The sequence below is a fragment of the uncultured Methanobrevibacter sp. genome (assembly GCF_934746965.1).
In the GTDB taxonomy this organism is placed as follows: domain Archaea; phylum Methanobacteriota; class Methanobacteria; order Methanobacteriales; family Methanobacteriaceae; genus Methanocatella.
This window is the reverse complement of record NZ_CAKVFS010000004.1, coordinates 87,547-109,675: the sequence shown is the minus strand read 5'-3', so window position 1 is coordinate 109,675 and position 22,129 is coordinate 87,547. Positions and strand designations below refer to the sequence as shown.

General features: G+C 26.7%; 19 protein-coding genes. 3 read left to right on the top strand and 16 right to left on the bottom strand.

Annotated features, from left to right (window positions below; translation table 11 throughout):
• Nucleotides 1-1,236 carry an MnmC family methyltransferase gene (locus tag Q0984_RS04340; protein ID WP_299524108.1) on the top strand — a complete coding sequence of 412 codons (1,236 nt, stop codon included), beginning with the start codon at nt 1-3 and terminating at the stop codon, nt 1,234-1,236.
• On the opposite strand, the gene Q0984_RS04335 is transcribed toward Q0984_RS04340, so the two are convergent.
• The 7 genes from Q0984_RS04335 to Q0984_RS04305 all read right to left on the bottom strand — a co-directional run bounded on the left by Q0984_RS04335 (nt 1,209) and on the right by Q0984_RS04305 (nt 8,885).
• The gene (locus Q0984_RS04335) at nt 1,209-2,867 is read right to left on the bottom strand and encodes an adhesin (RefSeq protein ID WP_299524105.1); all 1,659 of its coding nucleotides are present in this window, start codon (nt 2,865-2,867) and stop codon (nt 1,209-1,211) included. The two genes, Q0984_RS04340 and Q0984_RS04335, sit on opposite strands and share 28 nt — an antisense overlap.
• 620 nt (nt 2,868-3,487) lie before the next feature.
• Complete coding sequence (gene glmS / locus Q0984_RS04330) at nt 3,488-5,272, bottom strand: glutamine--fructose-6-phosphate transaminase (isomerizing) (RefSeq protein WP_299524102.1); 1,785 nt, start codon at nt 5,270-5,272, stop codon at nt 3,488-3,490.
• A gap of 9 nt (nt 5,273-5,281) precedes the next feature.
• Nucleotides 5,282-5,992 (bottom strand): uroporphyrinogen-III C-methyltransferase, encoded by a 711-nt coding sequence (gene cobA / locus Q0984_RS04325; RefSeq protein WP_299524099.1) that lies wholly within the window; start codon nt 5,990-5,992, stop codon nt 5,282-5,284.
• Nucleotides 5,993-6,001: 9 nt separating this feature from the next.
• The gene (gene purQ, locus Q0984_RS04320; RefSeq protein WP_299524096.1) at nt 6,002-6,646 is read right to left on the bottom strand and encodes a phosphoribosylformylglycinamidine synthase subunit PurQ; all 645 of its coding nucleotides are present in this window, start codon (nt 6,644-6,646) and stop codon (nt 6,002-6,004) included.
• A 12-nt stretch (nt 6,647-6,658) separates the two neighbouring features.
• Nucleotides 6,659-6,925 (bottom strand): phosphoribosylformylglycinamidine synthase subunit PurS, encoded by a 267-nt coding sequence (purS, locus tag Q0984_RS04315; protein ID WP_299524093.1) that lies wholly within the window; start codon nt 6,923-6,925, stop codon nt 6,659-6,661.
• A 12-nt stretch (nt 6,926-6,937) separates the two neighbouring features.
• Nucleotides 6,938-7,669, bottom strand: a complete 732-nt coding sequence (gene purC, locus Q0984_RS04310) for a phosphoribosylaminoimidazolesuccinocarboxamide synthase (RefSeq protein ID WP_299524086.1) — start codon at nt 7,667-7,669, stop codon at nt 6,938-6,940.
• 172 nt (nt 7,670-7,841) lie between these two features.
• Nucleotides 7,842-8,885 (bottom strand): glycosyltransferase family 2 protein, encoded by a 1,044-nt coding sequence (locus tag Q0984_RS04305; RefSeq protein ID WP_299524083.1) that lies wholly within the window; start codon nt 8,883-8,885, stop codon nt 7,842-7,844.
• A gap of 126 nt (nt 8,886-9,011) precedes the next feature.
• On the opposite strand from Q0984_RS04305, the gene Q0984_RS04300 reads away from it, so the two are divergent.
• On the top strand, nt 9,012-9,845 hold the full coding sequence (locus Q0984_RS04300; protein WP_299524081.1) for a phosphorylcholine transferase LicD: 834 nt from the start codon (nt 9,012-9,014) through the stop codon (nt 9,843-9,845).
• On the opposite strand, the gene Q0984_RS04295 is transcribed toward Q0984_RS04300, so the two are convergent.
• The gene (locus Q0984_RS04295; protein ID WP_299524078.1) at nt 9,833-11,128 is read right to left on the bottom strand and encodes a surface carbohydrate biosynthesis protein; all 1,296 of its coding nucleotides are present in this window, start codon (nt 11,126-11,128) and stop codon (nt 9,833-9,835) included. The genes Q0984_RS04300 and Q0984_RS04295 overlap by 13 nt on opposite strands.
• Nucleotide 11,129: 1 nt before the next feature.
• Nucleotides 11,130-11,825: a 2-C-methyl-D-erythritol 4-phosphate cytidylyltransferase gene (locus Q0984_RS04290; protein WP_299524076.1), complete on the bottom strand. Its 696-nt coding sequence runs from the start codon at nt 11,823-11,825 to the stop codon at nt 11,130-11,132.
• A gap of 267 nt (nt 11,826-12,092) precedes the next feature.
• Between Q0984_RS04290 and Q0984_RS04285 the strand changes: the two genes are divergently transcribed.
• The gene (locus tag Q0984_RS04285; protein WP_299524073.1) at nt 12,093-12,974 is read left to right on the top strand and encodes a hypothetical protein; all 882 of its coding nucleotides are present in this window, start codon (nt 12,093-12,095) and stop codon (nt 12,972-12,974) included.
• Between the two features lie 322 nt (nt 12,975-13,296).
• On the opposite strand, the gene Q0984_RS04280 is transcribed toward Q0984_RS04285, so the two are convergent.
• The 7 genes from Q0984_RS04280 to Q0984_RS04250 all read right to left on the bottom strand — a co-directional run bounded on the left by Q0984_RS04280 (nt 13,297) and on the right by Q0984_RS04250 (nt 21,955).
• The gene (locus tag Q0984_RS04280) at nt 13,297-14,262 is read right to left on the bottom strand and encodes an NAD(P)H-dependent glycerol-3-phosphate dehydrogenase (protein WP_299524070.1); all 966 of its coding nucleotides are present in this window, start codon (nt 14,260-14,262) and stop codon (nt 13,297-13,299) included.
• Between the two features lie 12 nt (nt 14,263-14,274).
• Nucleotides 14,275-15,324 carry a pseudaminic acid synthase gene (gene pseI, locus Q0984_RS04275; protein ID WP_299524067.1) on the bottom strand — a complete coding sequence of 350 codons (1,050 nt, stop codon included), beginning with the start codon at nt 15,322-15,324 and terminating at the stop codon, nt 14,275-14,277.
• 3 nt (nt 15,325-15,327) lie between these two features.
• Nucleotides 15,328-16,725: a GNAT family N-acetyltransferase gene (locus Q0984_RS04270; protein WP_299524064.1), complete on the bottom strand. Its 1,398-nt coding sequence runs from the start codon at nt 16,723-16,725 to the stop codon at nt 15,328-15,330.
• Entirely contained in the window at nt 16,722-17,552 is an 831-nt protein-coding gene (locus tag Q0984_RS04265; protein WP_299524062.1) for a glycosyltransferase family protein, read from the bottom strand. The genes Q0984_RS04270 and Q0984_RS04265 overlap by 4 nt, the downstream gene beginning before the upstream one ends.
• A gap of 4 nt (nt 17,553-17,556) precedes the next feature.
• On the bottom strand, nt 17,557-18,708 hold the full coding sequence (gene pseC, locus Q0984_RS04260; protein ID WP_299524059.1) for a UDP-4-amino-4,6-dideoxy-N-acetyl-beta-L-altrosamine transaminase: 1,152 nt from the start codon (nt 18,706-18,708) through the stop codon (nt 17,557-17,559).
• Nucleotides 18,709-19,704 (bottom strand): UDP-N-acetylglucosamine 4,6-dehydratase (inverting), encoded by a 996-nt coding sequence (gene pseB, locus Q0984_RS04255; RefSeq protein WP_299524056.1) that lies wholly within the window; start codon nt 19,702-19,704, stop codon nt 18,709-18,711.
• A gap of 754 nt (nt 19,705-20,458) precedes the next feature.
• Entirely contained in the window at nt 20,459-21,955 is a 1,497-nt protein-coding gene (locus tag Q0984_RS04250; protein WP_299524053.1) for a sodium-dependent transporter, read from the bottom strand.
• Nucleotides 21,956-22,129: the final 174 nt, after the last annotated feature.

Below are 22,129 nucleotides of genomic sequence, written 5' to 3'. Positions count from 1 at the left end.
ATGAGTTATGAAAAAAATGCTAGAGTAATTAATGATGATATTTTTGACTTAGTTAATAGCTGTTTTGAAAGTGAAAGAAGTAATGGAAATATTAATCCTAGACTTAATTTTTTTGATGATTACAAAAAATATTTTGTTTTAACTGATGATGGATCTTATTCTATTAACTCTAAAGAAATAAATCATAAAATTGAAACACTTCATACATCCACAGGTGCAATAAGTGAATCCTTTGAAAAATTTATTAAACCTATGAAATTTAATTATAATGAAAACATAGCTATTTTAGATATCTGTGCAGGATTAGGATATAATTCATCTGCAGCAATAGCTGATTTTATCAAAAACAGTAACAATTCAAATTTACAGGTAGATATGGTTGAAATTTCAAAAGCAACACTTGCATGTGGACTTTTAGTTCCATCACCCATTAAAGAACATGATATTACTAAAAAAGCTATTGAAAAACAATTAATTAAAGAGAATTATGCTAGTATTAACTATGAAAAACAAGAGATTCCTAAAAATATTAACATTAATGTGTATATTGAAGATGCAAGACAGACTATTCAGAATCTAAAGGACAATTATTATGATGCGATATTTTTAGATCCATTTAGTCAAAATATGGCTCCAGAATTATTTTCATTAGATTTTTTTAAAGAATTTAAACGTGTAATCAAAGATACTGGTATTATAGCTACTTATACTTCATCTGCACCAGTTCGAGCAGGATTTATAGAAGCTGGATTCCATGTTGGACAAGGCCCTATTTTTGGAAGAAAACAGGGAGGAACCTTAGCTAGTCCAAATCCAAAAATGTTAGATAAATCCCTTCCAAAAAATGATGAAATTAGAATTGCACTATCTGATGTAGGTATCCCATTTAGAGATCATGGATTAAATAATAATAGTGATGTTATTTTAGATAAAAGAACAGAAGTAAGACACAATGCAAGACATAATACTAAAATATCTTCAGCTGTTAAAACACCGATCTTTTTAACTAAGAAAATGGATGATGAAAAATTAAAAAGACGTGTTGAACGTAATTTAGTTAAAATGAATATTCCATCTACAACTTCCAAAGAAGCATTTTATATTTTAGAATGTGAAAAAAACTATCAGGAAAAACAAGATTTAAAAAATAACTCTAGAAATAGAATTCTTGATATGATTAAAAAATTAGAAAAAGTAAAAAATGGAAATTATGAGATTATATCTTCAGAAGAATAAACTATTTTTCCATTTTTTAACAAATATGCCTCATCTTTAGAAGAAGCAGTAGTTGATGAAACTTTCTTTAGGTTTTTACCATCTCCACCATGATTTTTACCATCAATAGCTGAGAAATCTGCATCACAATAAGCACAGAAAATATGTCCTTCTGCACTTCCTGATTCTTTATTACCTGTAGCTGGGAAAACTCCCCAGTTAGCTGTTTCGCTTCCTGCCCAAAATATTCCCCAGTAAAGTTTATCACTTCCACAACATGGACATATTCTAGTAAATACTGATTTATAAAATTTATAACCATATGCAGATAATTCTCCAGATGCTGAAGGTCTTCCAATAGACATGATATATTTTCCATCAGGAGATACTCCATAACAATCATAATATTGAACTAAATCAGGATTTTGTACCACATAAATTGTAGTGTCCAATTCTTCTTTAGACTTTAAGTTTGTAGAATGTGCCACATATGTTCCTTTAGTTAAATTAAGTTTTAAAGTAGCTATTCCTTCTTTATCAGTTTGAACAATATATTCAATGCCATTAACTACTATTGAAACATTATTTGTTCCATCAAATGTTTTTAATGTTAATATACCTTCCACATTTTCAGTTAAAGTAATGTTTTCTGCTGAAATAGTAGATAATACAGTAATATTATCTGATTTTTCTTCACCATTTTGATGAATTGCAGTCAATATATATTTTCCAGGGAGTAAATTAATGTTTAATCTAGCTACACCACTAGCATTAGTCTGCCTTTCATAAAAAACACCATTAATATTAAAAGTAACACTACTACCAACTAAAGGACTACCATCACCATCTAAAAACATAGCATAATACTGAGTACCATTCCGATACAACTTAACAATATCCCCACCATAAATAGTAGACCATATCTCGATATTATTTCCATATTTCAATCCATTGGGATGAATTGCAGTCAATATATATTTTCCAGGGAGTAAATTAATGTTTAATCTAGCTACACCACTAGCATTAGTCTGCCTTTCATAAAAAACACCATTAATATTAAAAGTAACACTACTACCAACTAAAGGACTACCATCACCATCTAAAAACATAGCATAATACTGAGTACCATTCCGATACAACTTAACAATATCCCCACCATAAATAGTAGATAATATCTCAATATTATTTGTTTTAGAAATTAATTTATTTCCATAGTGATAAAATGTAGTTACAGAATAATTTCCAGGAATTAAATTAATCCCAATTGATGCTTTCCCATTTACTAATTCTCTTGTGTAATTTATACCATTAATATTAAAGATTACTGAAGAATTAGCAGTATTTTCATGAGCTCTTATAATATTTGAGTCCTGATAAACATATACTTCATATCTACTTCCATTTTTATAATACATAGACATATCTTCACTAGATATAATTGGTTCAGAAGTAGAATTAACATTTTTTATACTAGAATAAGTTACTATGTTTTCTAAATTGATTCCCGATGGGGGATCAACATCCAAATCTCCTGTTTCACAATCATCACCAACAGTTGTTACATTATTAACATCTGAAGCTGCATTAACTGCAGATATTGATAACATGAAACAAAGAGTAACTAAAAATATTTTCATTTTTTTACCAAACATAAGTTAAACCTCTTATGAATCAAGAAATATTTTTTTCTTGCAAATATACCATTTACATGTTTTCTTATAAAAAGCTTTTGAATTTAAAAATAAGCTAAAATAAAGCTAAATTACGTGAAATAAACCATATAAAGCTTAAAAAAAATATGAATATTAATTAAAGTTTTAAAACTGTTAACAAAAGATAACTAAATATTATCAAATATATCCACCATATTAATCAAACCAAATGAAATAGAAACTTTAAAAAATCAAAGATGAACCCTTAAAAACTAATTTAAAATTTTATTTTAATTATAACTAACTTTTAATAATTTATTTTTATAAATAACCTAAATTTAACAAAACAAACTACAAATAAAAGAAATACAGCCCATTGAACTCCAAGATAAAAAAAATACATGAAAATAAAAATAAGATATCCTGAAAGTACTAAAAATAATAAAAGTAGAATTAATTAAAACTATAGTTTTTGAAATAAAATAATAAAATAAAAGTCATTTAATTAAATAAATTGATAGTTAACATCAACATTAATATTTTAATCATCAACATACACATTCAATTATTAATAAAAAATGAATAAAAAATAGAAGTTTATTAAATTCCAAAAATGATACTTATTCCACAGTTACACATTTAGCTAAATTTTTAGGTTTATCTGGATCCAAACCTTTTTCAACTGCAACAAAATATGCAAGCAATTGTAATGGTACAATATAAACCAAAGGAGCAATTATCTCTTTGACTTCACCATTAATATCAAATAAATCATCAGATTTTAATTTTAATCCATCATCATCTTTAGAACCAATAGCTAAAATATCTGCACCCCTAGATTTAACTTCTTCTAAGTTACTCATTGTTTTTCTATAATTTTCTCCAGGAGGTAATACTACAACAACAGGAATACCTTCATCAATAAGTGCTAACGGACCATGTTTAAGTTCACCTGCAGCATAACCTTCACCATGAATATAAGTAATTTCTTTAAGTTTAAGTGCACCTTCAAGTGCTATTGGATAAGAATATCCTCTCCCAATAAAGAAAAAGTCACGAGCAAACTTGTATTTTTTAGACATTTGTTTAATTGAATCCGTTTCTTTAAGTAATTCATCAATGAAATCTGGAACTCTGTGAATATCTTCAAGTAACTTTTCATCTTTAGCAAACAATGCTGAAAATAAATAAATAGCAGTTAACTGACTTAAATATGTTTTAGTTGCTGCTACTCCTATTTCAGGACCTGCTTGAGTTTGTATTACATAATCAGCACGGCGTGTAATAGCTGAACCTGCTACATTAACTATACCTAATGTTTTAGATGATTCATTAGCTAAATCTAAAGCTTTTAAACTATCTGCAGTTTCACCAGACTGAGATATGAATATAACCAATGTATTTTCATTTAATGTATTTACAGAATATTTAAATTCAGAAGCTAAAATAACATCTGTTGGAATACCTGCAAGAGATTCTAAAAGATATTTACCTGTTAAAGAAGCATGATAAGATGTACCGCATGCTACAAAACAAATTCTTGAAATATCTCCCAAATCATCAATAATATTTTGAATGTGATCTTTTTCAGTTAAAGTATTTCTAACAGCAGTGGACTGCTCATTGATTTCTTTAATCATGAAATAATCATAGCCTTCCTTTTCAGCCATTTCAGGAGTCCAATCAATAGTTTCAATTTCTTTTTCTACAACATTATCAAATTCATCTTTAACAATGATTTCATCTTTAGTTATAATAACAAATTCGCCTTTTTCAGGATAAATAATATTATTTGCATATTTTAAGATAGCTGGAGAATCAGAAGCAAGATAATAACCTTCTTCACCAATACCAACAATTAATGGACTGTCTTTACGAGTAGCTATTATTTTATCAGGTTCATCTTTACTAATAGCTGCTATAGCATAAGCTCCATGAATTATATTAACTGTTTCACGTAAAGCATCTTCTAAATCAAAACCTTTATCCATGTATTTATGAATTAAATGAGGGATGACTTCAGTATCAGTATCTGATTTAAATACATGACCTTCTTCTTCAAGTTGAGTTTTAATATCTAAATAATTTTCAATAATTCCATTATGAACAATAGCTACTGATCCAGTTTCATCAGTTTGTGGATGTGCATTTATTTTATTTGGATCACCATGAGTAGCCCAACGAACATGTGCAATACCATAATAACCTGGCATATCAGCTAAATCTAACTCTGCATCAACTTCTTCAATTTTCCCTTTATCTTTTTTAATGTTAATACCATTATCACTAACTGTAGCTATACCTATTGAATCATAACCCCTGTATTCCAATTTAGATATGCAATCTAAAAGAACAGGAGCTGCATCATCATTATTTTTTAATATGCAACCTACAATTCCACACATTGTTACACCTCAATAATTATAAATATCTTTATAAAGATTTACAACATCCCCAACAATTAAAATAGCTGGAGTGTTAATTTCCTTTTCAGCTATATTTTTTAAAGTACCAAATATTACATTTTCATTTGGCAAAGTACCACTTTCTATAACACAAACTGGAGTATTTTCAGGACGATACTTCATAATTTCAGTTGTGTTCTCTTTAATATTACCTATACCCATTAATATAACTAATGTATCTGCAGTATAATCCCATTTAACCTGATTTTCTTTTTTGGTGGGATCTTCATGTCCTGTTACCAATGTAACAGAAGTAGCTAAAGCCCTATGGGTTACCGGTAGTCCAAGTGAAGTTGGTGCTCCAATAGCTGAAGTTACACCCGGAATTACTTCAAATTTTATATTATTTTCCATTAAAGCCAATATTTCTTCTCCACCACGACCAAATACAAAAGGATCTCCTCCTTTAAGACGAACAACATTATTATGTTCTTTAGCTTGTTGGACAATCAATTCATTAATTTGATCTTGTGTTTTATAATGTTCACCAGCTTTTTTACCAACATAAATTTTTTGAGCATCTTCGGGAGCATGTTCTAAAATTTCATCATTAGCAAGATAATCATATAAAACAACATCTGCTTTATTTAAAGCTTTAACAGCTTTAAGAGTTATTAAATCTGCATCTCCAGGACCTGCACCAACTAAATAAACTACCATTTATACCACTTATAAAAATCCTTTGAAAAAGTTTAATCCATCTGTAGAACCTAATATTTCTTCACAAGCACGTTCAGGATGAGGCATCATAGCACAAACAAGTCCTGATTCATCACAAACACTAGTGATAGCTTCCATAGATCCATTAGGATTTTTATCTTTAAATTGTAAAACAATTTGATCTTGATCTTTTAACAAATCTATATCTTCTGTGTAAAATCTTCCTTCTGCATGAGCTATTGGGATTTGTAATGTTTGACCTTTTTTAAAAGTTTTAGTAAATGGTGTTCTTGTAGTTCCAACTTTTAAATCAACCCATTCACAATTAAATTTAGGATTTTCATTAGTTATGAAAACACCTGGAACAAGTCCAATTTCACCAAGAATTTGAGCACCATTACAAATTCCAAGAACAGGTTTTTCTTCTTTAACTAACTCTTTAATACCATCAATAACTGGTGTAATAGAAGCCATAGCTCCAGCTCTTAAATAATCCCCATAAGAAAATCCTCCTGGAATCACAATACCATCATAATCAGTTAAATTTTCTTGATTCCACCAGATATACTCAGGAGTTAAACCTGCAAGTTCAATAGCATTAGCTACATCCCTATCACAATTAGTTCCTGGAAATCTAATTACTCCAATTTTCATTATAAAAACTCCTTATTCCCCACAAGCAGAATTTTGTGGAATAACATTAATTTTATAATTATGAATTACAGGATTACAAAGTAATCTTTCACACATATCTACAACATTTTCTCTAATTACTTCCCTATCTTGACCTTCCATTTGGAATTTGATAACATCCACAGTATTTGCATTTTTAACATCATAACCAAGTAAAGCAAGAGATCTTTCAATAGTTGTAGCTTCTGGATTTAACATACCTTCTTTAAGAGATACTTTAACTTCAATATCAAAAATCATTTTAAAAACTCCTTACAATTCTATTTTTTCATCATCAGGAATAATCCTATTATAAACTTCTACATAAGCATCCATAACTTCATTATCTTTACCTTTCCTGAATAATTCTTTATCTAACATATCTAAGGTTTCACTATCCCATAATCTACAACTATCTGGGCTAATTTCATCACCTAAAATAATTTCACCGTTTTTATCTTTACCAAATTCTATTTTAAAATCAACTAATATAATTCCAGCATCTAAAAAGAATTTAGATAAAATTTCATTAATTTTTAATGCTTTTTGAGTTAATTCATCAATTTCTTCCTGAGTAGCTAATCCTAAAGCTTTAATAATAGAATCATTAAGCATTGGATCATGGAACTCATCAGCCTTAAAGTCCATTTGAACAATAGGTGGTTCTAATTTAGTACCATCAGCTATCGGATATTTACGAATTAAACTACCAGTAGCTATATTTCTAATAATAACTTCAATAGGAATCATTTCTAATTTTTTAGCTACCATCACATTAGTTTCAGGTAAATCAACAAATTGTGTTTTAATACCATTTTCCTCTAATACTTTGAAAAGTTTAGTAGAAATAAGTGCATTATAAGAACCTTTTTTACTCATAACTTCTTTTCTTGCACCATCACCAGCAGTCATATCATCCCTAAATTCAATGATAACTTCATCTTCATTATCAGTATTAAATACACTTTTTACTTTACCCTTATTAATTAACTCTTTTTTATCCATGATATCAACAGTAATTTTTAAATTTATATTATGTATAATTTTGATTAAAATACTATATAACTTCTTGTATTAAAATCAAAGATTTCTTTTTAAAAATAACTAATGAAATAAAAAAATATATAAAAAAGAACTAAAACTATTGAAATTTATTTTAGTTAAGGTGAATAATATTTTAATTATTTTTCCTAATATTAAATTTCCTATAAAGATTTTTTATTGTTTGATTATTGTAAAGTGAAGTATATACTTTAGAGATAAATATAGCTTGTTTAAATTGTTTGTTTAAAACTTTATTATTTAAAATAGCTATTTCTCTTCTATGAATATCAATTTTACAATTTAGATGTTTTTCAAATTTGTAAATTTCCTTAACAGCAGCCATTTTATGTTTATTATCTAAATTAGAAAAAATTAAAAGCAAACTTCCAATATTTTCTCCTATTGTTACATGTTGAGATAATTTTATTGATTCTAAAAGATTATTAACTTTATACATGCCTTTTAAGAATCTATTAAACTTCTTTACATCATGCCCATGTATAGCTGTTTTTTTATGTTCAAAAGTATTGTACATATAAACTTGAGTATTAGGTAAAATAGAAACTTTATTTGAATTTATTAATGCTTTGAAATAAAAATAAGTATCTTCACATAATGAATCTTCCAGAAAAGTTATATTATTTTCTAAAATTAAATCTTTTTTAAAGATTTTACCCCATGGAGCTACAAAATAATTTAAACTTAAACTATCAAAGACTTTTTGAGATTCTAAAGGGTTTAAATTAACTAAATTTTCATTACTTTGTAAGAATTTAACCTTAACTTTATCCCCATCTAAGTTAATAATATGTGATCCAATTGTAAAATCAGAATCCTCCATTGAAATAGTATCATATAAAGATTTAAGTCCTGATGGCAGATATTCATCATCAGAATCTAAAAAAGATATATACTCTGCACTAGCATATTTAATACCTAAACTACGTGGTTTACCTGGAAGTCCTGAGTTTTCATCTAAAAAAACAGGAACAATATTATCATATTTTTCAGCATAGCTACTTATAATACTTCTAGAATTATCTGTTGAACAATCATCAACTATTATTAATTCAATGTTTTCAAAACCTAAAGATTGATTTATTACTGAATTAATAGCTGCATCCAAATCCTTTTCAGCATTATAAACAGGCATTATCACACTAATTTTAAAAGTCATATTCTTCCCATTTCAGTTATACTTAAACTTTATATAAACATGATTTATAAAAATTTCCATTAGAAAAGTTATATATGTAAATTTAACTAAATTATATATTTAACAAGTTTTTGAAAGGGATAAATAATGCACTATACTGACTATTCTGATGACACAATCCAAAAATTACAAAAATTAGAACTTATGATTCTAAAAGATTTTATGGCTATTTGTGAAAAAAATGATATAGAATATTTTATTTATGGTGGTAGTGCATTAGGTGCTGTTAGACATGGGGGATTTATCCCATGGGATGATGATATTGACATTATAATGTTTAGGAAAGACTATGAAAAATTTAAGAAAGTTGCACTTTCCAAATCTAATGACAAATATAATTTTTTAACAAGTAAAACAAAAGATTATTTCTTTTTATTTTCAAAAATTATGTTGAAAAATACTATTTTTGAAGAATGGTGGGTTAATCAAGTAGATTTTGATTTAGGAATTGATATTGATATCTTTGTATTAGACAATGTCCCAGATAATAAACTAAAAAGATTAATCCATGTGAAACGTTGCCGTTTCTTAGATAGATTACTTGCAATGTCTGTTATAAAATTTGAAGGTTATCCTCTTTTAGTTCAAACATTAGCTAATATAGGTCATGGATTTTTAAAATTATTTAATATTTCAAGAGAAAAATTATTTAAAAAAACACATAAATTATTAGATAAATACAACGAAAAAGAGTGCAGATATGTTTGTGATATTTCAGCCCTTCATCACCCACAAATTTATGAAATAAAAGATTTTAAACCTAGTAAGAAGATAATGTTTGAAGATGTGGAAGTTAATTGTCCAAATAATCTTGACAGTATTCTTACACAGATTTATGGAGATTATATGACTTTACCTCCCGAATCTGAAAGATACAATCATATAACTCAAAAAATAGATTTTGGACCTTATGATGAATGATTAATAATTTCTTTTATTTTTTTAGCATTTTTTTCATAAATTGACCTATTATCTTTAGTTTTAGATGTAGAAGATTTATTTTTAATAGCTGATTTAATAACTGCAGGAATTAATTTTGGAACATCCAAAGATCTTTTAATTACAAATTTTAATCTATGGAATCTTGAATGATTTGGATAAAAATCATGTTTAAAGGAATCATCATTAATCATTTTTTCTGCATAATCACAAATTTTTTCATAAGCTAATTTATCTCCAAAATCATAATATTGATTAATCATTTCACGAGAAACTGGAAATTCCCCAGTGTTTTTATGAGTATTTAACTTTTCAAAATCTTCATAATTATTAATTGTTTTAGCACCAACAAGTAGAGGATTATCAAAATCTGGATTTAATTCAACAGGTCTTAAAATGTTACATTGTTTTTCAAGTAAGTAAACATCAATAATAGACGTACTTATAACAGTATTTAAATAATCACAAGGCCTTATCCATTCTTGAATTGCATATTTATTGATGTAATGAAAATTTGAATATTTTTCATCCAAAATACTAATTGTAGAATCTTCATCAAGTACATTAAATTCCACGGGATGTGGACGGTAGATAAATTCTTTATCAGGATGTCTTTTTAAAAATTTTTCAAACCATTCCATTATAATAGCTTTTGATTCTACATTCCATTTTTGCATATATTTACCATCATCTAAATTATGATTCATACTCATTAAACGTTTAGAATCCTTTTCATTAAACGTGAAACTTGAAATAAATAAAATCCATTCTTTATTTGAATCTAAATTAAATTCTTTAGCTAATTCTTCTTTAGTTTTGAAAAATGAATCAAATTTATGGTTTGAAAAATCTGTTTTAATATCACCAGTAACTGGCAAATTTTTTTCTTCAATTCCCTCTGCCATCAGGTCATGTTTTATTTTTTCACTCCAACAGACATGACTAGCTTTTTTCATATATTCTTTTGGATAATGGGCTTTAGAATCAAGAATTCTTTTAGCTATTACTTGTTCATATCTTAAATTGAGTATTTTATCAATTTTTGGTTTAAATCTAACTGTATATCTTTCAATATCATTATTATTATAACCTGCTTGACCAATTAATAATTTTGGTTTATATTTTCTTGGAAAAATAAGTTCCCTATAATTATAATAACCCAATATATCAACAGAATATCCTCTTTTTTCAAATTCTGCTTTTAGAAGATTAGCATTGTTTAATTCTCTTTCTGGAAGTTCATAAAATATTACAATATCTACCATTTTATCCCCTTAACATTGCATTAGCTATTTTAATATCTGAAGGCCTTGTAACTTTAAAATTAGTCCCATCCCCATCAAATAATCTAATTTCATGATTTCTCATGTGAAATAAAATCATCGCTTCATCTAACTTATCAATCTCTTCATCAGACAAATCATTATAAATTTCTAAATAATGGTCAATATTAAATGATTGTGGTGTTTGAGATTGTAATAAATACTGCCTATCAGGAACATCAGTTAATAATCCTTGTTTTTTAGATTCAAATATTACATCTGTAGCTGGAATAACTGCACTAGCTGCACCATATTGTTTTGCACATTCAATACTATCTTTAATTAATTGAGGAGTTACAAATATTCTTGCAGCATCATGAGTAACCATTATAGAATCTTTAGGATAATTATTTTCAATAGTATAATTAATAGAATTTAAAATTGTATCACTACGTCTTTTTCCACCTTTTATAACAGTGATTCTTGAATCTGTTAAATTATATTCTTTTATTACTTCTTTGGTCTTATTAATACATTCTTTTGGTGAAGATACAATAATTTCATCCATTTCATCAACTTTTAAGAAAGCTTCTAAAGAATGTATTAAAATTGGTTTACCTGCTATTAAATAAAATTGCTTAGGCATTCCAACATCTAAACGAGTTCCAATACCTCCAGCAAGTAGTGCAGCACATATCATATTATAAAATTTGTCATTTATTATTTATACTAATTGTTCTTTTAAAAACTACATATTATATTTTAAAAAGAAAGAAGTAGATTAGATATTGCTTTTAGATTAAAAAATTGCTTTCATAATTAAATGCTCCAATAGAGTAAAATTGCTTTTAAAGTATAAAATTGTCTTAATTTTTAAAATAAAGTTTATATAATCCATATTACAAAGTATTATTGTATTTTAACAATACTATTTTAAAAAAATAAATTAAAAATGGAGAATTCATTCATGGTATTTCATAAACAAGATAGGCTTTTAAAAGAATTGGCATATTTTTTTGGCCAACATCTCTTTGATTATCTGGAAATGCTAGAAAAAGAAAATAATGAAAAATACACTGCAATGACATGCACGAAAGTTAAAAATATCCATTCTACTGAACTAATAACTGATGATTATACTTCTCAATTGATGGATTTTGTTTATCAAATGGAAGATGATTCATTTGTACACTATGAACATTTCAGTTCTAATTTGACTGAAAATAACATTATCCGTACTGGAATTAATGATATGAATTTATACAAAAAGACGAAAAAATTAGTAAACACTGTTATAATATCTACAGGAGACCCCAATAAGTCAATAACCAATGTTAAATTTAGTGACAACAATAATTATGCTCCCAAGAAAATGAAGTTTTTGAAAAATTACAAAGGTGACAAAAGATTAAAAAATGTAAAAAACAAAATAAAAAACAACGAAAAACTAACCGATTTTGACATCTTAGATTTAATTATCTTACCATTCTTAAAAACAACAAAAGAATCTGAAGAGGTAATTGAAGAAATCTGTAACTTAGCTATTAAAATCAATAACTTAACAGAAGAACACTCACAAATACTGTTTTGGGGATTGTGGCTAACAACAGAAATATTTATTCAAAATAAAAACACGCAAGAAAAGGTGAAAACAATGACCTTAATCAACGAATCAAGCATAAATGAAATCTTACTTAAAAAAGAATCTAAACTCATACAAGAAGGAATAAAAGAAGGAAAAGAAGAAATAGCTGGAAATATGATAAAAGAAGGAATTCCTATAAAACAAATATCTAAAATAACTGGATTAAATATAAACAAAATAAAACAATTAAAAATAGGAAAATAAAAAAGGGAAAAATTAAACCTCCCTTTTTAATTTAAAGAGTTTACATCCCCCACTTTTTTAGACAATATGAATATTCAAATAGTATTACCATATTAAAAATCAATCCATAAAAAGTTTTAAAGAAAACAGCAAAAATAGCTGATTTAATTGTATGGTCTTTTTTTCAAAAAATAAAACTCGAAAATAACGAATTTGCAAATATTATAAAAAATAAGAATATTAAGAGATATTTAAATATTAAAATCTATTGATTATATTTAAAAAAATCTTAAATTTACTTGAAAGTAAAAAAATATAAATAAATCCCATTTAAACAAAATACTTATAATTTTTCCCATAATTCATAAAAAGCTTTTTTAGGACTTTTCTTTAAAATAATAACTTCATAAACAAAATTAACAGTTAAACACTCAATATTTAATTTATCACAAATTTCTTTAAGTACAATTGCTGTATTTTTTCCTTCAAAAAGAACTCCTGTTTGTTCATCCAAATATACTCCCTGACCATACCAAATTCCCAATGTATGATTTCTACTTACATTAAGTGTAGATGCAGTTATGATATCACCAAAACCACAATAATCATCAACTGTTGATTTATTTCCACCTAATTTTTCTATAATATTTTTAGTTTCATTGTAACTTTTGGTAAAAACTGCAAATTTAGCATTATCATTAATTCCCATTCCTTTACAAATCCCTTGAGAAATAGCTAAAATATTTTTAATAATCCCGCAAAATTCGGTTCCAATAACATCATGATTGATATTAACTTTAAGTTTAGGAGTAGCTAATACATTTTCAACAATTTTCAAGTCTTTTTTCTTTATACTAGCTATTGTTGTTGCAGATGGTAAATTTTTCATCATTTCGGAAGCTATATTTGGTCCAGATAAAACAACCGCTGATTTTCCCGTTTCTTCTTCAATAACTTCACTCATTCTTTTATTTGTTTTATTTTCAATTCCTTTAGCAGTACTTACAAAAATACATTTGTCTGATACAATATCATTTAATTCCACCATAGTTTTCCTCATAACTGAAGAAGGAATACATAAAAATATTATATCTACATCTTTTAATTTGGATAAATCATTAACCGCTATAATATTATCATGTAATTTAACACCTGGATGATATTCACAATTAGTACGACTATTATTTATATCATCACATATTTCTTTTCTTCTAGCATATAATAATAATTTATTAGTATTTTGTGCAATACACTGAGAAATAGCAGTACCCATTGCTCCAGCACCAATAACCCCAACATTTAACAACATGCAAAATTCCCCTTATTTATTTACAAAATCCAATTTAAATGGAGTTCCTTTTTTAATATCCTTTAAAGCTACTTTTCCAATAATTTCATTAAAATATTTGGGGTGTGCACCAAAACCTGGCCTAATTGATTTAACATTGTCTTTAGTTAATACTTCCCCTTTTTTAACATCTTTAACCACAAATAAAGATCTTGAAAATTCCCTATTTGATTTCATTTTATCAGACAAATCATAGCTAACTTTACCTAATGCTTTTTCAACATTTCTTATTGAATCAACCATCTGTTTAAATTCATAAGGTTCCATTGAAAACTCAGAATCAGGCCCGCCCATATTTCTATCTAAAATAAAATGTTTTTCTATTATTTTAGCACCCATAGCTACAGATGCAATAGCTACATCACTGCCCAAAGTATGATCTGAAAGTCCAACAATTGTTTGAAAGTTTTCTTTTAAATCTGGAATTGTTTTAAGATTTATTTCATCTAATGGTGCAGGATATGATGAAGTACACTTTAAAACAGCTATATTATCATTGTCTTGACTTTTACATGCATCAATAGCTAATTTAATATCATCTTTTGTAGCTATTCCTGTTGAAATTATTACAGGTTTATTTTTACTTGCCACATATTTAATTAATGGAATATCCATAATTTCAAAAGATGCAATTTTATATGCTCCAACACCCATGTTTTCTAAGAAATCTACAGAAGTTTCGTCAAAAGGTGAAGAAAATACAATTAATCCTAAATCTTGAGCTAGTTTTTTTAATTTAGGTTGCCAGTCCCATGGCATAAATGCATCTTCATATAAATTATATAATATTTGACCATCCCATATTGTTCCTTGTTTAATTTGAAAATACTCATTATCACAATCTAAAGTTATAGTATCTGGAGTATAAGTTTGAAATTTAACTGCATCAGCACCTGATTTAGCAATTGCTCTAATAGTATCTTCTGCAATTTTATAATCATTCATATGGTTAGCTGAAAGCTCTGCTATTATAAAAGTAGGATGTTCATCACCAATTAATCTACCATCAATTTCAAATTCCATAATTTAACCTCTATAAATAAATCTTAAAGCAGTATTATCTCTAATTTCACACTTTTTTTTAAAACCCATAGTTTCAAAAAAGGAAATTGATTTAATATTAGTTTTTTTAATGTCTGCAATTAAAATATTCTGATTATAATTCTTTTTAACATAACTAATACCTTTATTTAATAAGTATTTAGATAATCCTAATCCTCTGTATTTTTTATTCATACTAATACTTATAACTGGATATTTTTCATCAAAATCAAACCTTAATTGACCTATAATTTCTGATTTATATTCTAAAACTAAAAATTTAGTCAAATTACTTTTTAATATTTTATTAAACCATTTTTTATGAGTTTCTAATTCTATTTTATCTGTGTTAAAAGAACTTTTTCTTACTTCTTCATCATTAGCTATTTCAAATATTTTAAGGCAATCCTCTTTTTTAACTTCTCTAAAAGTAGAATTAATTTTATAATATCTGTTTAATGCTATTTTAGCTATTCTTAATGATCCTTTACCATCAACAGCCCGGATTCCATTAATTTGTTTTATTTTTCTTAAATTAGGTTCTTTAAGTGATTTTAACTTAGTTAAAATATTTTCTTCCAAATCATCATCATTCCAAAATCCGGCAAATTCTATAAAACCTTGTTTTTGCCAGTTTTTAATATTATTTATTTGATTATCAACAACACCCACAGCTATTGTTGGGACACCTACTCTTGCAAGTTCATACAATGTTTGACCTGCTGATGAAATAGCTAAATCTACATTTTCCATAGCTTCAAGCATCTGTTTACTGTTAGGTGCATAAATTAAATCATCATCAAATTTTTCAATTTCACAAAGATTATCAAAACTATTTCCAATAATAACTTTTTTAGTAAAAGGTTCACTTTTTAATAAATTTAAAATTTTTGGAGTTAAATTCCTTAAGTCATTGCCACCTAATGTAATTAAAACTGTTTTTATTTCATTTTTAATATTTATTATATTTGCATCCCAGAAATCTTGTCTAAGTGGAATATATTTAGATCCAAATAATGAATCATTTCTAGAAGTAGTTGCTAAAATTGTTCCATTTACTACAATTCCTTCAGGATACTCTAATCTATTATTATCATCAATATAAATAGCTAATGAAACTGTATTGGCTATTTTTTGGTAAAAATCTAAAGATGCATGATATGAATCTATAATAACAATATCATCTTTGTTAAACTCTAAATTTTGCCAATCCGAAATTGTATAACTAAAGTTTTGCAAAATTGCTTCAACAGATTTATCTCCATTAATAATAAATTGAGGTGAAATATTAAATTGTTCAAATGCTTGATATATTGAGCTACATCTAGCTACATGACCAAAACCATAGTTTTTTCCACCTTCAGTTAATATTATCACATTCATATTATCTTTTTAATATATTCTTTAGCTCTATCTAAATCTTGTTTTTCACATAAGTTAATAACTTCATCCAATTCTTCAGTTAAGCTATTGCAAACCTTTTTTTGAGTAATTTCAGAGTTTATGTCTTTTAAATAAGGTTTATTGTTAAATAATTCTATAACATCAGTTAAAGAGAAGAATTTATTTTTATTATACAAATTATCATAAACACTACACAGCAAAGCATAATCTTGAGGAGTGTCTAATGTAATCCTAATATCAGAATTATCTTCTAATGTTGTATATTGAACAATGTTAAAATCTTCTGGATGAGTTTTATAAATAAATGGAGTCACATGTTCTTTTTCAAATTTATCAGTTGCTTGATTATATGCTTTTTCTAAAACATCAAAATTAATTACTTCACCATCAATCCCCCTTGGAAATCCTCTATTCAATGTATTTGATGTATAATCAGCATTAGATTCTAAATGTTTTTCAATAATTTTATCAATTACATCTGAATCAACACAAGGACAATCACTAGTTATTCTAACAATAATATCAAGATTATTTTCTAAAGCTGCTAAATAATACCTTTCTAAAACATTTTCTAAGCTACCTCTATACCAATTAACATTTTCTTTTTTAGCTACATCCACTATTTCATCATCTTCTTTCTGTGTTGTTGTAGCTATTATTATTTCATTAATTAGTTTAGATTGATTTACTCTTCTAATAACTTGTTGTAACACATTAATATCGCTGTTAAAAGGTAGTGGTTTTAAAACTTTTCTTGGAAGTCTTGTTGAAGATGTTCTAGCCTGAATAATTACTCCAATTTTCATTTTTTTAATACTCACTAAGTACTTTGTAAAGTTTTTCTCGTACAAATTCTAAATCATCATCATTTAATGTAGGATACATTGGTATACTAAGCTCTCTTTTATAGAACTCTTCATCTACTGGACAAAGTCCTTTATTAAATCCTAAGTTTTGATAATAAGGTTGTAAATAAACAGGTATATAATGCACCTGAACACCTAATCCTTCAGAACGTAATTTTGAAAATATTTCTTTTTTATGATTTGCATATTTTTCATTTAATAATATTGGATATAAATGATAAGCAGATTCACCATTTGGATTTTCTGAAATTATATCAAAATAAGGATTATCCTCAAAAATTTCATCATATTTTTTAGCTATTTGTCTTCTTTTAGATACAAAAGAATCTAATTTTTTAAGTTGAGACAAACCTAATGCGCATTGAATATCAGTGATTCTATAGTTAAAACCCAAATGTTGCATCTCATAATACCAATCTCCAGCAGAAGGATTGATTAAATTTGTTTTAGTAATCCCATGAGATCTAAATAATTGAAGTCTTTCATAATATTCTTCATTATTTGTAACAATAATTCCACCTTCACCTGTTGTAATATGTTTTACTGGATGAAAACTAAACATTGCCATTTCAGAGTATTTTAAAGACCCTATTTTCTTACCTTCATATTTTGCACCAAGTGCATGGGCCCCATCTTCAATAATTTTAGCATTGCTATCACTTGCAATATCTGCTATTTCTTTTAAGTTAACAGGATTTCCACTATAATGTACTGGAGCTATTAATTTAGTATTTTTATTTGGTTCTAATTTAGATACATCAATATTTCCAGTGTTTTTTTCCACATCACAAAAGTTAACTTTAGCATCCAAATAAAGAGCAGCATCAGCAGTAGCTACAAAAGTATTAGGAGTTGTAATCATTTCATCTCCTTTTTTTAGACCTAATGCAAAATAAGCACCATGTAGAGCAGATGTTCCTGAATTAAAAGCAACACCATATTTTGCTCCAACATATTTAGCTATTTTTTCTTCAAACTCTGTTATTTTTGGTCCTTGAGTTATAAAATCCTCACTTAAAACTTTTGTAACTGCATCAATATCCTCTTCATCAATGCATTGTTTTCCATAAGGTAAAAATTTAGAAATAAAAATCACCTAATATACAATATCAATATGTTTTAAAGCTTCCCTAATTTCTTCAACAGATAACCAAACTGGATTATTATCAGAGGAATAGTAGAATCTATCTTCTACCTTTTTTCCACCTTCTTTTACATTAACTTCTTCCCACCATTCTAAATCTGGGTAAATAATATAATAATCATCATATTCATAAGCAGATCTTGAATCTTCTTTAGTTATCATTACTTCATGAAGTTTTTCACCAGGTCTAATTCCCACATCCTCAAATTCACAATCTGGAAGCATAGCCTTTGCTAAATCAGTTACTTTAAATGAAGGACATTTATGGATAAATAATTCTCCACCTTTAGCATCACCAATAGCTTTAATAACTAAATCTACTGCTTCATCAAGAGTAATCCAAAACCTAGTCATTCTCATGTCAGTAATTGGTATTTTATTTTGACCTTCATCAATTAAAGTTTTGAAAAATGGAATTACAGAACCACGACTACCTGAAACATTTCCATAACGAACTACTGAAAACTGAGTATTTTTAGCTCCTACATAAGCATTAGCTGCTATGAATAATTTATCAGATACCATTTTAGTAGCACCATATAAATTAACTGGGTTAACTGCTTTATCAGTTGATAAAGCTACTACTTTTTCAACATGTTTATCAATAGCTACATCAACAATGTTTCTAGCCCCATCAATATTAGTTTTAATAGCTTCCAAAGGATTATATTCTGCTGCTGGAACTTGTTTTAATGCTGCTGCATGAACAATAATATCTACACCATCACAAGCACGTGCAAATCTTTCTTTATCCCTAACATCACCAATAAAATAACGCATTACTTTTTTATGTTCATTAAATTGTCTTTGCATCAAATATTGTTTATATTCATCTCTTGAATATATGATAATTTTTTTAGGATTATATTTTTCCAATACTCTTTTTGTAAATTTTTTACCAAAAGAACCAGTTCCTCCAGTAATCAATATTGTCTTATTATTTAACATGAACAATAAACTCCGAATATTAAATATTAATAAATTTAGCTTTGAAAATATATAAAGATTATTAGGAGTTATTAAATCTAAGAAGTTCTCTAATTTAATTAAAATTAGATTAATAATAATAGTTTTAAATAAAATAAGAAAATGATAAAAAATGGCAAATATAAACTATTTACCACCATATAATTAAAAAAACACAACAGGTGATTTTGATATTTAATTAATTATATTATCAGCCATTTTTAATTAAATGATTTAATTAATTTCTTTAATATGAATCATAAATCCATCCTCTTCAAAGCTAAATTCAAATTCAACATCCATTGAATTTACCCCCAAGAGTTTTTTTTTAAATGTTTAGATTTTTTGTGAAATTCAAGTAAAAAACTACTTTTAACATTCCACAATATTATTACTAATTTTGTTTTATTTATAGTTAACTGTTTAATTTTTAAAGATAAATATGAGTAATGTTCATTATTTTACATTAATAAATTAACAAATAAGCTAATTAACTACACTTTAAGCAAATCACAAAAAATAGAACTTTAAAACATAGAAATAATTATAGATTTTTGATAAGTTCTAAAATAAACTTTAATCAACCTATTTCAAAAAATTAAAATTATTAATAATTACTAATTAATAAAAATACCAAAAAAGTATTAAAATATTAAAAATAGAGTTATAAAACTATAAAAAGATTTCAATAAAATTAAAATAGCTATAAATTAAAAATAAAAAAATAAAAATGAAATTAAAGTCTTTCTTCAACTTCATTCCATGATTTAGATTTTGCAGGTAATTTAGTAAAGATAAATGTAGCTCCAAGTAAAATTACAGTTAAAATACACAAAATAGCTAACTCTACTGTTGAACCAGAAGAAATAACTCCTACAAGTCCTCCAAGCCATACAAATGCTATAAAAATTGGAAGAACATATTTAACTATAACAAGCCACCATTTACCTAATTTAATTGATTTACTTTTTGCATTAAGTTTAGGAATTATATTTTCTGCTTTAAATATCCAAGCAAATACAATACATTCAAATATTACACCAATTAAAATAGCTATCTGATTAACAAATGTATCAGCAATTCCCAAAATATATGAACCCATAGCTGTTGCATAAATCATAGAAACAGCAGCACCAAATACACATAAAATACTCATAGTCTTATTACGTGACCATCCAAATTTATTTTGAATAGAAAATGATAAAGGTTCAATTGTTGATAAAATACTTGTTAAACCAGCTAAATAAACTGTAAAGAAGAATAATGGTCCAATTATAGTAGCTAAATCACCAAGTACATTAAATACTGTAGGATATACAATAAATACTAAACCAGTTCCTTGAGTAACAAGATCAGGCACTGCAATTCCACTTTGAAGTGACATATATCCAAGAATTGAGAAAACACCAATAGCTGCAAAGTTTTCAAAACCACAATTAGCTAAAACTACCCATAAAGCATTAGAAACTAAATCAGAATCATCTTTAGTATAACTAGCATAAGTAAATGCAATAGACATACCTAAACTTAAAGAAAATATCATTTGACCAAATGCAGCCATCCAAATATTAAAATCAAGTAATAAACTCCAATCAGGATTATACAACTCTGCAAGACCAATACTTGCACCAGGTAAAGTTAAAGAGAAAATCACTATGAAAATCATAATAGCAAATAATAAAGGTACTAAAACTTTAGATACTTTACCTAAACCTTTTTCTAAATCTCTATGTGAGATAAACCACACAATAACCCACCCTACAAGCATTGCAATAGCAATAAATGGTACAAAAGTACCAAGCCCACTTAAAGTGTCATTAGCTTGAAGGAAAGAACCAGTGAAATAACTATTTGGATCTGCACCCCATCCTTTAAATGCAGACAAAATTACATAAAATCCATCCCAACCAAGAATAGCTGAATAATATATAAGAATCATGAAAACAGCTACTGGCAAGAACCAACCTAAATACTCCCATTTTTCAGAAATCTTCCGAACTGCCTTGGGAAATGAAGATTTAAAATTATATCCAACACCATATTCTAAAATTAAAAATGGAATACCCATAATCAAAATTGCAACAATATATGGAATAAGAAATGCTCCTCCTCCATTACTGTACAAAACATAAGGATATCGCCAAATATTACCAAGTCCGACTGCTGAACCTATCATAGCTAATAGAAATGATAGATTACTTCCCCATTCATTTTTATCTTTCGTTTTCGCCATAAAAAATCAACTGCAATATAATACATAATTTAATTTATTGTTACCAATATTACTAATTTAGTTAAACGTACTATATTAATTAACTACATTTAATTTGAAAAAGAATACGGAAAAAATTAGTTAAAGTTGAAAAAACTGAATAAAAATCTATGAAAAAATTTGAAAAATACTATT